Here is a 13,030-nt window from a genome sequence, read left to right on the forward strand (position 1 = left end):
TGGTGCAGACTTGTCGTCGTCAAGGCAAGTCTATTATTGATTTTTTTGTACAAGCACTACTGGTTGATTCTAATAATTATCTGTCTCCCCCATCTCTACTTCCTAAATATTAGACCTGAATCCTTACTATGGATCAGGCTTGTGCTTATGGAAATCGCCCAATATTGATGATATTTGATGGTGAAAAAATCGACCTACTCGAATTGAAAGTGAGTGAGGATTTGTTTTTTGTGATTGTCGATCTCGGCGGTAGCAAAAACACACAAGAAATACTAAGACGATTGAATCAGTGTTATCCTTTGGCTACTAATTCAATAGAGCAAAATGTCCAAAAATATTTTGGTTATATTAGCTCTGAAATTACCCAGGCAGCAGTTGAAGCAATACAACTCGGAAATGCCCAACTTCTTGGAGCTTTAATGACAAAAGCCCAAGCGGAATTTGATCGGTACGTAGTTCCGGCTTGTCCTGATCAATTAACTGCAAAAAAGCTGCATCTCCTTCTCCATCACGAGCCACTTGAGCCTTATATCTTCGGAGGGAAAGGCGTAGGTTCTCAGGGCGATGGCACTGCACAACTGATCGTTAAAACTCAAGAGAGTCAAAGAAAAGCTATCGAAATTATTAAGCGCGATTTTCCTCAAATGCAAGCGTTACAGTTAACTATTTCAAGACTACCAACTCCTATAATTGACTTAGCTGAGGACAGAAAGCATTAGAGAATGTTTGTCAAGCTTTTGAGAAGTAATTTTAATCAACGACAGCAGGACATAGTTACTGGGATAGGGTGCTGAGTAAGGAAATCTGGGTGTAGAGGAAGTAAGCGACACCAAACAGCCCCGTTGAAGTAACGATCGCTTTTAGGCGGGGCATAGTCCATCGCCTCCCCAATCGATTCTCACTTTGATTGCCGAAAAAGGAGATTTACACGCTGCAACTGCTGAGTTTACTAAACAACTCCCAACCGCCCCAGATTCAAAACGCTCTACACTCAGTTTAGAACTAGGATTGCCGGAAGGTCGCGGCGTACTTGCTGATAAAATCGCCTCTTATCAAAGCGAAATCAAGAGCAATCCTTTCTCTTGGGAAGCCCACTACAATTTGGGAGTTGCCCTTGACCAACAAGGTGATTTAGCAGGCGCGATCGCGGCTTATAAAGAAACAATTCGCCTCAATCCGACTTTTGCCAAAGCATACGCAAACTTAGGTAACGCTCTAGTGCTATCTGGGCAAAAGACGGAGGGTTTAGCTTATATGCGGCGCTGCCAAGATTTATTCGAGCAGCAAGGACGCAAGTATGATGTCCGTAAAGCTGAAGAGTTGATAAAACAACTCGAACAAAAATAGTAAATGTATACGATCTAAAATTTACAACTCAAAACCAGCAGTTGGCCCAACAAAGTCAGATAACCTTTGCACCGTGAAAACCTGGGATGGTGAGTTTAGCATTGGGTTGCAGCACCTGAAATCATGCGATTATCTACCTTCGGAATGTCAGCAGGTTCAGGAGATTAGCGATGGCGCTGTTTCTCCCACCGTAGGTGATCGTATCAGTCGAGTGTATTCGGGCGCGTTGGAGGAATCAGTGCAGAAGTTTTTAGAATCGCTAGGAAATCTCAACCGTTCTTATTTAACGGCTTTGTCAGAAAAAGTGTTGAGCTTGCTGTCGGCTGAAATCAAGGATTAATGTCACAAAAAACAATGCACCAATGCTTTGGTTGATTGCACAAAATAAAATTTGAACTTGTGCATAGGGGCATTTTATTACTGATAAGGGACTGAGTAAGAATATGTAACTATGAACAAATATCAACATAGTTTTTCATAATTTTGATGAATAAAGGTAGTACCATTCGATGATGAAACCCCCAAGGAGTTACTACGATCCTGAGTTTGGACAAATGAGAATCGAAGACAACCACTGGACTTTAGCACAATGTGCTGTTTTGGGCGATCGCAGTGTACCGATTTGCGTGGATTTTGAACAGGGGCAGATTGGGGAACTCTCATCGCTCCAGCGTGAAGCTATTCGGAAAGCTCTAGCCTTGCCAGCCGATGTGTTAGGCATCACTGCTCCTGTTGTGCTGCAAAATTATGATGTATATCGTGAGATGATTGGAGATGAGTCAATGCCGCCACTGGCTAATCCCATTCAGGTCTGGGATGAGGTCACTTTCTCATATATCTATGTACCGCCTCACATTGAGTATGACCTGGATATTCCTACCTTTAAGTTGATAGCTGAGTGTGACTGGGAGCCAGAACACGGCTTAGAAGTGCGCTTTCGTAATGGAGTAGCAGACGATGCAGAAAAGACGAGGTGAAACAGGACGGTAAAAACTATCTTGTCTGCGTGTCATGCATAGCGTCGTCGTAACTTGCCTCAGCAAGAGATCTGGCTAACGGCAGTGCAAGAAGCTGGTGGTCAAGTGCCTACTGGCAGAATCGTGAAAGATGTAGTGCAGCGCATAATGGAGCGTACCAGAGTACCAAACACCTACGAGATAGGTGAAGTCTGCCAAATCCTTATCAAAGACAACCCCTCACTCAGGGGTAAAGGTGGATGCTGGGCTATTGTTAATCAGGTGAATGATTTCAGCTGCACCGTGAAACTTTGGGATGGAGAGCTGACAGTTGGGTTGAAGCACTTGAAATCTTATGATTATCTGCCTACCGGTACTTTCACCACTAATGACAGCCCTAACGAATTGGGCTTTTACCTGATTTCTGAAATTAGTGGTATACGAAATGGTGAAACAATTACTGGTCTGCAAGCCGCCAGAACTCCAATACCAGGAAACGAACCTTTTGAGGTTGACAATTTAATTAGTCTTAATACTGTGCAGCTGACAGGTGACGGTTTTGGATATTCCACTTCAGGAGGAAACTATTCTAGTCCATTTTTTGCGAATTTTTTGCCGACGCCGGGTTATTTAGAGGTTTTTTCCGCGCCCCCACTTGTATCAGGTTTTGAAAATTTGGGTTCTGAAGATAGTGAGTTACCCATTAGTTTTTCTGCAAGCATAATCACTGTCCCTGAACCCACATCTATCGTGAGCTTACTCGCTCTGGGCACTTTCAGCACACATTTAGCATTGAAACGTAAAAAGCTATCCAAATTAACTGATAATAAGCTCGAAAAAGTTTCCTAAAACCATCAGCGAAAGCAGAAAAGATGGTAATAAGTCACACAAGCAATCTTAACGAATACTTATCAAAGCTAAATATGGGCATAAACTGGCGTACAGTCCAGGGCGAACGCATCATGTCAATGAAAAGCTTTTATTCTCAATAGGCTGAAAAATAGTCGCATTAATGCCTGCTTATTGACACAGATTTAGGCGATCGCTTTGGGGCTTAAAAAATAATCAAACGCGAAAGGAAAGATTTTTTCGTTAGTTCTGTCCGTTCGCTCATTTTCACCTTGTGAGAGGGAATTATGTCTTGCACAGCTTGGACTGTAGCTGATAAAGGGACTCAGGCATTTTCATTAAAGAAAGAATCTGTCTTTGAAGATCGTTTATGGGCGTAAGGAAGATAGTAAAATTTGGGAGAAAGTAAAGAGTAAGGTTACAAAAAACCTTAAGCATTTGTTCAGCAGATGGACGAGCAGTTTTTCGCTTAGGATTGCCATCATAAAGACCAGCCTGCATATGTTTGAGTTGACAATAGAGCCTGCTGCACAACAAATTCCATCAAGGTAAACACCCGCAAAGCCAAGTTTAACAAGAACATCAAGCCGATAATTCGGTCTTGATGAAAGGAAATAAATAGGTAGAGCCGGCAAAGAACCCCTTTTAAAACAATGAAAACCTCGCTCCAAAAGCCATTCATCCCGGTAATAAATCACATGTGGTAGTGTGAGTTGAGTCGTAGGTGCATTGGTGACATACAATCGCCACCCAGGCTTCCACAGCACACAATAGATGGTCTGACTGGGTGATTATGTATGTCAATAACAATACACTCAATTTACCATAGCTCATGCCTTTATAGTTTCCGTGTGGTGGACTCAGTTTTTGGTCTATACATTTGGCTATTTCCATCTTTTTTAGCCATTCCACTATTACCGGAATATCATCAATTCGCTCCGAATATATTTCCATTGTTTATCTTTATACTTGCACCCGAATCAAGAGCGCGATCGCTCTTTGCGCCAAGAATTGCCTTATCGCTGTTCTCCACACTACCGAGAAATGGGAAGTGTTAAGCGATTGGGTTGGAAAATTGCCCTATTCTTTTCCTCTCAAGGCATTAATTCCTCTCACCCTTCAAAAATCAGCGAACGTACAGTTATAAATGCGCTTGCTCTGAATATTGATACTACGTGTTTTATTTTTTTCCTAATTGAAATTAGTTGCTCTGTATCCCAAATGAATCAATTCAAAATTTTTTCTATTCATTTTGAATTTTGAATTTTGAATTTCATTAAGTGGTCAGGAGAAGGCGTTAGGTTGGGTGGCACTGGGTGTAGGAATAGTTCTCATTTTTTTTAGTAGCCGCGCTGTCCTCACCCCTACAAGTTTATGGCAGTTTTGCCTTTCAATGGCTTGTTTTGTTGGGGGATATCAATTGTTTACTACAGGTCGCTTGAATATTTAAACTCAACCCTGCTTTGTCCACTTGTGGAGAATGCAATAACCGAAAGAGTTGTGAAGCTTTGTTTTCCAGTTTTTGTCTATAAATTTTAGTTTCTATTAGAAAATAAAGCTTTAAGTCTTGATGAAATCGAAGTTTTAGACTTTGGCTTCGATTATTCTTTTTCAAGAGTGATAAAACAGGGCTAAGTACTACCGCATTACAGACGGCATACGCAACTTTGGCTATTTAAGCGGGTCGTGTCCCCAACTTTTTAAAGAGTACCGCCAGCGAGTATGCTCACTCTGCGCCTGAAGGTTTTTATTGATAATTCGTGCTGGGTGACTAAGTTACGAGTTATCAATGACAGATTATCTTCTTCTGGGTCTGTTATCTAATAAATTAACCGCAGCACCAGCAGCAGCACCATTAACACCATTTTTCCAGGTAGTTCTACAACCACCAGAAATTGCACCTGCCAATACACCAGCACCAGCACCTACAGCGATATCTTGAACAGGTAAACGTCCGTTTCTTCTTCTGGCTCTGGTGCGTCTTGCACCATTGGCAGCATTAACAGCAGCACCAGCAGCAGCACCTTTAAAAGCATTGTCTAATACCGAACCACAATTTGTTAAAACCCCACTTAATACACCTGCCCCGGCTCCAATGGCTGCATTATTAAGAACTCGGTCATCAGCAGAAGCAGGTTGAACCGGGATTAAGCTAGTACCAGCTAAAGTAGCAGCCATCAAGCCAGGTAGGAATGCGCGTTTTAGCATGTTTTGCATGGTAGTACCCTCTGAAAATCTTACGATTGGTGAACAACCAAATTTCAGTGCGCTCGCTAATCCTCGTATTTCTAATTTTAGACAATAGCAATATTATCTAAAATTTGGATATTTGGATAATTACATACACTAAAACGTAATTTTAGCCCAAAGCTTGTTGTATTTACTGAGTGGACAATAATTAAACTGACACATTAACTAAAAAACAGTAAACCAAAAAGTTTTTCCTTAATTGCGATCGCTCTTATGAGGCTAGTCCATCGTCTCCCCGATCGATTCTCTCTTTTATTGCCGAAAGCGCTGCTGATGTAGGAAGAGGAGTGATGAGTGGTGTATTGGTGGGAAATCTGGCGCGAAGATTCGGTTTGGTAGCTCTTTTAGGCTGATGCACCATCTTTAAAATAAGTCTCCTGTATTGATGTCTGCAACAAAACCGCATTTCTCTCATGCTGTATGTTTATTGAGAGATGACAAATCCCTCTCAAGTTAGAGATGCATTATGTGCTGTGATAGAGGATTTTTTGCTCATACTTGAGTATTCTATTTAGATTAGATAAAACAATTGTAATAAAAATTATAATTCTTCTACTTGATTACCTAATTATTAATGGATTTTGCTTAGAGACAAACAATTTTCCAGGTCATATTGGTAGTAGATAAATAATTTTAGAATCACGATTAGGAAATATGAAGAACACAAACGAAATTGATAGTACGAAAACTAATTTTGGTCAGCATAAAATAGAGGCTGGAACTGATATAAACTCATCATCTAACGAACTGAGGCAGACAAATAAAACAATTAATATAGATGGTCAGCGTCCAGTCGATCCAAGTAATATTGAAATTAAAGAAATAATTAATATAGATGGTGAGCGACCAATTGGGAAAAATGAAACCGATTATGATAAAACAATTAATATAGATGGTCAACGCCCGATCGGGAAGAGCGCTTTTCAAGAACATGAGATTCTAACTGTAGACGGTAAGCGTCCAATTGACCCTAGCGATTTAGAGATTGAAGCTGTTATTGACATAGACGGTCAACGTCCGATCGCTAAAAGTAATTTTCAAGTTCAGGATACTCTAGAGATAGATGGTAGTCGCCCAATAGGTTCAGATAACACTGTTGAAGATCCAATACTAACAGATTACGTAGACTAAAAGCACGACTTTCCTTGACAATTTCTTTAACTGTAGAAGTGCATCGCTCTCTTGGGCAGCGAGTAGTCCATCGCCTCCCTAATCGATTTTCTCTTTTATTAGCGAAAGCCCTTCTCATCTGGGCTATTGGAGTTATGAGTGGGGTGTTGGTGGGAAATCTGGCGCGTTTTTAACTAGAAAAATTCATAGATAGACCGAAAAAACATTTTTCTGTAACAATATTTAATAATGTGGATTGGGGTGGCGATCGCATTAGTTGCCTTTATTGCCATTGGCGTTGCTGAAGGGGGATTAGGTACATTCAAAGTTTGATTAAATGACTCAAAAATTCGCTTTGCAACTGTCACCGTCTGATCTTGGCTGCCACCATCTACCACTATCACTTCGGAAGGAGGAGGATTAAGTAAAGTCAGTTGGCGCAATGTCCGCCCTAAGTTAGTTGCTTCATTTAAAGTAGGAATGATAATAGAAACTTGAGACATACCGATTTAGTGGTTTTATCGTTATCTTTATTTTACTTGTTGATGTCGTTCGGCTTTAGCCCAAAGAGAAATCGGACAATGTTGAGACGTTTTATAAACATTTTATACAAAGCATTTGTCACTAAAACGGTTGCTGTACTAATAATTAAAAATTTTGCGGTTCTGCCTAAATCCCATTGCACTACATAAAAAGATATCGCCACCAAAACTGTTTGATGCAGCAAAAAAACTGGATAAGCGGCAAGGGTTGTATATTGCAGGATACTATTAGTAAATGATAGATATTGCTGACTTAGCCCAAGTATGGCAGTTACCCAACACCAAGAATTGAAGCCTCGCAACATTTGGTAAAGAATATATTCCCCAGAATAGCCGCGTACAGGAAGTACCTCAGTTACCTGTATTCCAAAGATAATGGACATGGTAACTATTGCCATAAACAACACGAGCTTTTGATATTGGGCAATTGCTTGTCTAAATCCGGTATCAGAACACAGAATAAAGCCGTAAACAAAATAACAAAGGTACAGCAATAAATTTGCCCAGTCATCATAAAGATTTTGAAAACCAAACCATTTGGGGCGGAATGTACCTTCAATCATAGCCAATGGTAGAGCAGGTAAGAAAATTACTCCTGGCTGTTTCATGAAAGTTGCAATAGTAGAATACCAACGTCGCCCCATCTCTTGCTTGAAGAATAACAATAGAGGGAGACTAACAATAGATATTACAAATAGGTAGATCACAAACCATAGATGCGCCCATTCAAAATTACCTTGAGGACGAATCCCGTTAAAAAACTGTGGGTAAAACTGTAAATAGGAACCGATATCTGTGTGATGAGTAAGAAGTTTGTAATAGACTTGAGGAGGAACTAACACCAGCGTGCCAAATATGAAGGGGATCAATAGTCGTCTAAAACGCTCATTCACATATTCCATTGGTGTTCGCAACTGGAGAGAAAACCAAGAGGCAGCCCCGGAAATTAAAAAAAACAATGGCATGTGCCACTGATGAACAAAAAAAATAAACCATCCAAGGACAGGGCTTAGTAAGTCATTTCTAATATAAAAATCGCCTAATTCGCCTTGGTAAAAAACTGCGGCAGCGTGAAAATAAATTAGCAATAGCACCGCCAATACTCTTAACCAATCCAGGTCATAGTGTCTTTCTTGGTGATTATTTGTTATATCTAAATCAGATTTTAAATTCATTTATTTGCCTTGGTTATAAAACACCAGGACACAACGGGAGCAGAGTTGAAGCTACTATGGCGCAATACCCAGAGATAGCTAGTACAATACGGCGGAAGTCACGCATTCACGCATTCAAAAGTATTATGGAATCAGCTTTTTAGGGATTTTAAATGTTTGCTCTATTTCCGCCGTGGCGTACTAGGTATCTCTTTTAAAGATTCTTCTGTCGCACAGCCGCAAAAAGCTGGTCTAGATCAAGATATCATTAGGACTTACGCAAAAACTCTCTCAAACTCTTATTACTTCGTGTCCTTTGCGTCTTCGTGGTTCGTTTTTTCATAATTTTGCCTAAGTCCTAACCATGTTAAATACAAAAAATAGAGATTGCGGGAAAACGGTAAAATTCAACTTTAATGCTCCAGAGCATGGTAACGAGCTTTTAGCAGTTTTCCCCAGATTGCATTGTAAGGATGTACAACCTGTGTAGGTTGATTGTGTCTAAAAATGAGCCTTCCTTCATTTGCCCACTGAAAAATCCCACCGCTCAAGTTATAAATGCACTTCATCCCAGTTTCATTAAGCTGCTGGGCTAATTTGGCGCTACGGTAGCCAACGGAACAGTACACGACAATTGGGTTGTCTTTTGGCACTGTAGAAAGTACTGGTAAGTCAGGTATAAGAGGATCTATCTGTGTTGCTGTTTCGATATGGCTCACCGCATATTCTGTCTGACTTCGTGCATCTACCACTAATGGCCGCGGCTTTCCAGAATCTAATAGCAATTGAGCGAATTCCTTGCTTGTAATTTCCTCAACATTAGGAAACTTCAATCTAATCAGAAGTTTAAGAAACTTAAACATAAGTGATTGCACTTGTAAAAGTACGCTTTCGTTTTTATAGATAGTTTTAAGTTTGATTGTATCACGAGTATGATTTTAAAGACTTTTCAGGCTCTATGAGCTATTAGTTATCGAAAATAAATTTAAATATGGCTTTGCGATGGCGTAACCGCCCGCCGGAGGCGATCGCTGAAGCTGTTGCCAATTATAAGATTCCTGAAAATATGACCTCCACACCTAAACCAATTCCTAAGCCAAAACTCGTTAAACGTCAAAATTATAATAATTAAATTTATATGAATATGAGCGTTAAAACACGAGATATTAAAACAAAATCTAACCCATCAGGAGAAGAACATAAACTTGATGAAACTGCTATTGCATTAAGAAAGTCTCAACTAAAGTATTTTATAGAATTAAGAACATCTTCGCCCTGGATCGCCCCCCACCCCAACCATGACCAACATCCACAACCTCGACATAACCGATACCGAATATGCCCAGCTACTAGCCCAAGGCTACGACCCCAACCTAGAACACCAGTTGGTTGAGCTTGGCGAAAGCTTAGACCAAGCCAGGAAGCTAGCGCGAATAGTGGGACTGACACAAGACAAACTGCTCCAGACTGATCAGGAGTGGGAAGAGTTTATGGCAGTGTGGGGGGATACTTGCGATGGTTCTCTTGGAAATTGAGCGTAGGCGCAGCCCCTTAAAGTAGACATCGCCCTCATTCAAGCGTTCGCGTTCACCGTCTCGTAGAGAGGAAAACCGGAGAGCGATCGCCCCATTCAAGCTAGGAAAGCAGGGGGGATGGAGGGAATAACTGTTGAGGTGCGCCGTTCAAAGAGGAAAAGCGATCGCTTGCATTGAAAAGTCTGCGATGGCGTACCCGCCCACCGTAGGCGATCGCTCTTTGTCCTCGATCTTCATTAGCAAGTTTTTTGGCAAAATGTAATGCCTGTATTGACAAATGATCATCTCCAAGCCTGACCCAGACTCGTCCTGCCAAAGCTACCCATCGAGTCATACGTTGAGTTAAACCAATACGCAATCCATAATGAGCTGCTTTCAGAAAATATTCTGCGGCTTGTTCTAGGATATTGCGATCGTCGCAAAGGTAAAGCTCTATCCGTGCAATATTTCCATAAATTTCAGACAAGGCTTTATAAACATCCAAACCAGCATCTTTATAACAAGATCCAGGTTTAATTGCACCTCTAATTTTACTATCCCATTCTGACAATCCCAGCCACTTACTCCTCTTGCTGGATTCAAATAAATTTGACTCATGTCCGCAGGAAAGCTCATATAAATAGATATCTGGCTGAATTAGAGCCTGTATAGGAATAACCTCTTCTTTTACTTGCTGGTCTTCTTCAAGGACTTCTTTAATTTCTTGAATAAGCTGTTGTGCATTACCGATATTACCTTGAGAATTTGATCGCCTTAACTCCAATCGTTTTGCGAGGAGATAGCAACGGTAGAAGTTGAGTCGATATGAAAAATAAATCTTTTCTTTGGGAATTTTTTTCAATTCATCTCTAGCTGTATTAGCAATACTCTCAATCTCAGCAGATTGGCACTCTTTGTCAAGGAACTGAAAATTCTGAAAAGCCCTCCTTGCTATAGTTACTCGCTTCCTTAAATCAGAGAGTTTTAAATGCTGAACTATAGATTTCCAAGTCGAGTTCGTGATTCCAGTCCCGATCTGCTAACCATTGTCTTGCAGCACAGACAATCGCTTGCAGCATAGTGATCATTGAATCCCGGTCAGGTTGTGGGACGTAAATCTTCAAAATCCAAAAACTCAAGCAATGCAACTACTTGAGCAACTTGAAAAAATCTTTCTTGGGTCACTTTAATAGTACTAATTTTCTCTAAGCATAGGATTCTGTTGAGTTTTCTATCTGAGCAACTGTACAAAATCGAGCTAACCATTTATGGATTCTCGCATTCAATCATACTTGCGCTTGGCAGCGATTCAGCAACGTGAGACGGAGCAGATCGGTTCGTTTCTTGCAACGTTCAATCGCTGGAATGTCAACCCGTTTCTTAATTATGCTATTCCTGATAACAATGCTACCCCAACACCCAACGAAGTGAATGCATTGATTCATGCTTATCAGAGGCGTGGGCGAAAACCACGTTTGGAGTACGTTACGAAATTAGCACCTGCTGTTGAAGAAATACTAATATCGGCTGGTTTTGTGGTTGAAGGGCGTTTAATAGAAGCTGTGATTTATGGCAGGTTCAACCGCTTGTGGGCACCAAATCGAAACAATTTTTATCAGTCATCTGTTTTCCTTTTTAGAATATAAATACGATTTCATATAACTTTTTATAGCTAAAGAAAGATTTGATGTTTGTATCAATTTTGCTGTTTTGCACTTAAGCTAGTGCAGAACAGGTAAATCATACCTAGTGAAACTTTTAAAATATCCTCTTAAACCAAATTAAAATTTTCCAATATTCAGAAATTGCAAAATATGTTGAGATGTAATTTTGGGCTGTTCAATTTGAGGGGCATGACCACAATTTTTAAGTTTTATTAATTGAGAATTGGCAATGGAGCGCTGGAATTTTTCTGCATCATTATGTGGGAGCATGTCATCAGCTTCTCCCCATAAAATCAGTGTTGGTTTGTCCAGAAGGGCAATTCTATTTGCCAAGTTGCTATAACCCCCAGTTTTGACATAAGAAATCATGGCATCATGCCACCCAGGCATTTCTTGATGTAACATGGCACACTGAATAGCCAAAAGTATTTTGGGTTCTAAATTAGGAAAGTTACTACATAAATTTAAAGCTAAAATGTGGCGTTGACGTAGATATTCCACAGCCAAAAAGTCAAAAGGAGGAAACAAGTATTTGGTAAAGACGGGAGAATTAGTGTAACCTAAACTATTAATCAATATTAGTGATTTTACAACTTGAGGATAAGTGAGAGTAAAATCAATTGCAGTTGCACCTCCCATTGATGCACCTACTAGTATTATCGGTCTGTTGATTAAAGTTTTCCAAAAATCGTAAAGGTGAATTTTGATTGTAGTTGGACTGTAATTTATTTCTTTTTGCCTTTGTGTAAAGCCAAAACCTAACAAATCTACTGCCCATGTTTCATTTTGAGTAGCAAGTAATGGCAACAGAAGACGGAACTCTAAGATGGAACTGTCGAAGCCGTGTAGCAGCAGAATTGGTGTGACTCCGCTACCTTTGCGAATGTAGGTTGTGAGGATTGGGTGTTGGCTCAGGGAGGTTGCAAGGGCAATTCTCTCAATACTTTGTCCGAAAGCGATCGCTTTTGGGTCTTTGGGTTGATTAACTTGTGATGATAGAAAATTAGGAAACATTAGTATTCACTCCAAACTAATTTTCCACAACCCTTCTAGTGGATTTGACTGTTGCAATTGACTATCACTACTGCCGAGCCAATTATTGTCATACACCAAGCCAACACTGAACGTGCTATTTATAGGATATTGCCCACAATTCCAAAACCTTCAATATTGTTTGAGTCAGTAATTACCTGCTGGTTCAACTGTATGGTTGTTTGGTTGCCGTCGTCAAAGTAAATTGTGGCTCGCTTATTGTGAAAGCTTACCTGAACTTTGTAGAGACCACCAGTTGCATAGTAATAAGCTCTAGCAGGCAGCTTTTGACCATCAATATTTTGCCCTTTGAACTCAACTGCCATTGCAGGCGTGCCTAGCAGCAACAGGACTGGCAGGACTAACCTTAAAACTTTCATTGGTACTAACAATCACTTTCGATCAAACTATTTTCTACTTTAAAACATAAAACTATTGCCAGTTTTGCCAAAATTTTTCTAGGCTCTTATTTTGGCAAAGGTATTGTAATGGATAACTTAAATACTCATACAATCGGTGCATTGTATGAAGTGTTTCAACCTGCCGAGGCCAGACGAATTGCCAAAAAATTAGAGATTCACCATACACCAAAACATGCTTCTTGGTTAAATA

19 protein-coding genes and 2 pseudogenes are annotated in these 13,030 nt (G+C 40.2%); 10 read left to right on the plus strand and 11 right to left on the minus strand.

Features of this window, described 5'->3' with window-relative positions:
- The first annotated feature begins 167 nt into the window (after positions 1–167).
- The 5 genes from LC653_RS40845 to LC653_RS40865 all read left to right on the plus strand — a co-directional run bounded on the left by LC653_RS40845 (position 168) and on the right by LC653_RS40865 (position 3,152).
- Positions 168–719 (plus strand): hypothetical protein, encoded by a 552-nt coding sequence (locus tag LC653_RS40845; protein ID WP_229501010.1) that lies wholly within the window; start codon positions 168–170, stop codon positions 717–719.
- Positions 720–903: 184 nt separating this feature from the next.
- Positions 904–1,347, plus strand: coding sequence for a tetratricopeptide repeat protein (locus tag LC653_RS40850; protein ID WP_229501011.1), 444 nt, complete (start codon positions 904–906; stop codon positions 1,345–1,347).
- A gap of 73 nt (positions 1,348–1,420) precedes the next feature.
- Positions 1,421–1,687 carry a hypothetical protein gene (locus tag LC653_RS40855; RefSeq protein ID WP_229501012.1) on the plus strand — a complete coding sequence of 89 codons (267 nt, stop codon included), beginning with the start codon at positions 1,421–1,423 and terminating at the stop codon, positions 1,685–1,687.
- A 214-nt stretch (positions 1,688–1,901) separates the two neighbouring features.
- Positions 1,902–2,324 (plus strand): DUF6985 domain-containing protein, encoded by a 423-nt coding sequence (locus LC653_RS40860; protein WP_229501013.1) that lies wholly within the window; start codon positions 1,902–1,904, stop codon positions 2,322–2,324.
- Between the two features lie 84 nt (positions 2,325–2,408).
- On the plus strand, positions 2,409–3,152 hold the full coding sequence (locus LC653_RS40865) for a PEP-CTERM sorting domain-containing protein (protein WP_229501014.1): 744 nt from the start codon (positions 2,409–2,411) through the stop codon (positions 3,150–3,152).
- Between the two features lie 285 nt (positions 3,153–3,437).
- Here LC653_RS40865 and LC653_RS48110 read toward each other — a convergent pair.
- The 4 genes and pseudogenes from LC653_RS48110 to LC653_RS40880 form a co-directional block, all read right to left on the minus strand.
- Positions 3,438–3,904: pseudogene (locus tag LC653_RS48110) on the minus strand (IS1634 family transposase); the annotation flags it as partial.
- Positions 3,831–4,106: a hypothetical protein gene (locus tag LC653_RS40870; protein WP_229501015.1), complete on the minus strand. Its 276-nt coding sequence runs from the start codon at positions 4,104–4,106 to the stop codon at positions 3,831–3,833. The gene LC653_RS40870 and the pseudogene LC653_RS48110, both read right to left, overlap by 74 nt.
- An 843-nt stretch (positions 4,107–4,949) precedes the next feature.
- Positions 4,950–5,369, minus strand: a complete 420-nt coding sequence (locus LC653_RS40875) for a hypothetical protein (protein WP_229501016.1) — start codon at positions 5,367–5,369, stop codon at positions 4,950–4,952.
- 244 nt (positions 5,370–5,613) lie between these two features.
- Entirely contained in the window at positions 5,614–5,763 is a 150-nt protein-coding gene (locus LC653_RS40880) for a hypothetical protein (protein ID WP_229501017.1), read from the minus strand.
- Positions 5,764–6,056: 293 nt separating this feature from the next.
- Here LC653_RS40880 and LC653_RS40885 point away from each other — a divergent pair, with 293 nt between their 5' ends.
- Positions 6,057–6,533: a hypothetical protein gene (locus tag LC653_RS40885; RefSeq protein ID WP_229501018.1), complete on the plus strand. Its 477-nt coding sequence runs from the start codon at positions 6,057–6,059 to the stop codon at positions 6,531–6,533.
- 173 nt (positions 6,534–6,706) lie between these two features.
- On the opposite strand, the gene LC653_RS46590 is transcribed toward LC653_RS40885, so the two are convergent.
- The 3 genes from LC653_RS46590 to LC653_RS40900 form a co-directional block, all read right to left on the minus strand.
- On the minus strand, positions 6,707–7,015 hold the full coding sequence (locus tag LC653_RS46590; RefSeq protein WP_267923406.1) for a glycosyltransferase: 309 nt from the start codon (positions 7,013–7,015) through the stop codon (positions 6,707–6,709).
- Positions 7,016–7,047: 32 nt separating this feature from the next.
- Positions 7,048–8,229: an acyltransferase family protein gene (locus LC653_RS40895; RefSeq protein WP_229501019.1), complete on the minus strand. Its 1,182-nt coding sequence runs from the start codon at positions 8,227–8,229 to the stop codon at positions 7,048–7,050.
- Between the two features lie 392 nt (positions 8,230–8,621).
- A complete protein-coding gene (locus LC653_RS40900) occupies positions 8,622–9,071 on the minus strand; it encodes a rhodanese-like domain-containing protein (protein WP_229501020.1) in 450 nt (149 codons plus the stop codon).
- 128 nt (positions 9,072–9,199) lie between these two features.
- On the opposite strand from LC653_RS40900, the gene LC653_RS40905 reads away from it, so the two are divergent.
- Both LC653_RS40905 and LC653_RS40910 read left to right on the plus strand, forming a co-directional pair.
- On the plus strand, positions 9,200–9,340 hold the full coding sequence (locus LC653_RS40905; RefSeq protein ID WP_229501021.1) for a hypothetical protein: 141 nt from the start codon (positions 9,200–9,202) through the stop codon (positions 9,338–9,340).
- Between the two features lie 166 nt (positions 9,341–9,506).
- Positions 9,507–9,743, plus strand: a complete 237-nt coding sequence (locus LC653_RS40910; protein WP_229501022.1) for a hypothetical protein — start codon at positions 9,507–9,509, stop codon at positions 9,741–9,743.
- Between the two features lie 100 nt (positions 9,744–9,843).
- On the opposite strand, the gene LC653_RS40915 is transcribed toward LC653_RS40910, so the two are convergent.
- Positions 9,844–10,584: a hypothetical protein gene (locus tag LC653_RS40915; RefSeq protein WP_229501023.1), complete on the minus strand. Its 741-nt coding sequence runs from the start codon at positions 10,582–10,584 to the stop codon at positions 9,844–9,846.
- Positions 10,585–10,696: 112 nt separating this feature from the next.
- A complete protein-coding gene (locus LC653_RS40920) occupies positions 10,697–10,846 on the minus strand; it encodes a hypothetical protein (RefSeq protein WP_229501024.1) in 150 nt (49 codons plus the stop codon).
- A 144-nt stretch (positions 10,847–10,990) separates the two neighbouring features.
- Here LC653_RS40920 and LC653_RS40925 point away from each other — a divergent pair, with 144 nt between their 5' ends.
- The gene (locus tag LC653_RS40925) at positions 10,991–11,368 is read left to right on the plus strand and encodes a hypothetical protein (protein ID WP_229501025.1); all 378 of its coding nucleotides are present in this window, start codon (positions 10,991–10,993) and stop codon (positions 11,366–11,368) included.
- A gap of 135 nt (positions 11,369–11,503) precedes the next feature.
- Here the strand turns inward: LC653_RS40925 and LC653_RS40930 are convergent, their stop codons facing one another.
- Positions 11,504–12,400 carry an alpha/beta fold hydrolase gene (locus LC653_RS40930; protein ID WP_229501026.1) on the minus strand — a complete coding sequence of 299 codons (897 nt, stop codon included), beginning with the start codon at positions 12,398–12,400 and terminating at the stop codon, positions 11,504–11,506.
- A 119-nt stretch (positions 12,401–12,519) separates the two neighbouring features.
- Positions 12,520–12,798: a hypothetical protein gene (locus tag LC653_RS40935; protein ID WP_229501027.1), complete on the minus strand. Its 279-nt coding sequence runs from the start codon at positions 12,796–12,798 to the stop codon at positions 12,520–12,522.
- A gap of 102 nt (positions 12,799–12,900) precedes the next feature.
- On the opposite strand from LC653_RS40935, the pseudogene LC653_RS40940 reads away from it, so the two are divergent.
- Positions 12,901–13,030, plus strand: a pseudogene (locus tag LC653_RS40940) (transposase); the annotation flags it as partial.

The sequence above is a fragment of the Nostoc mirabile CHAB5784 genome (genome assembly GCF_020829645.1).
Taxonomy (GTDB): domain Bacteria; phylum Cyanobacteriota; class Cyanobacteriia; order Cyanobacteriales; family Nostocaceae; genus Nostoc; species Nostoc mirabile.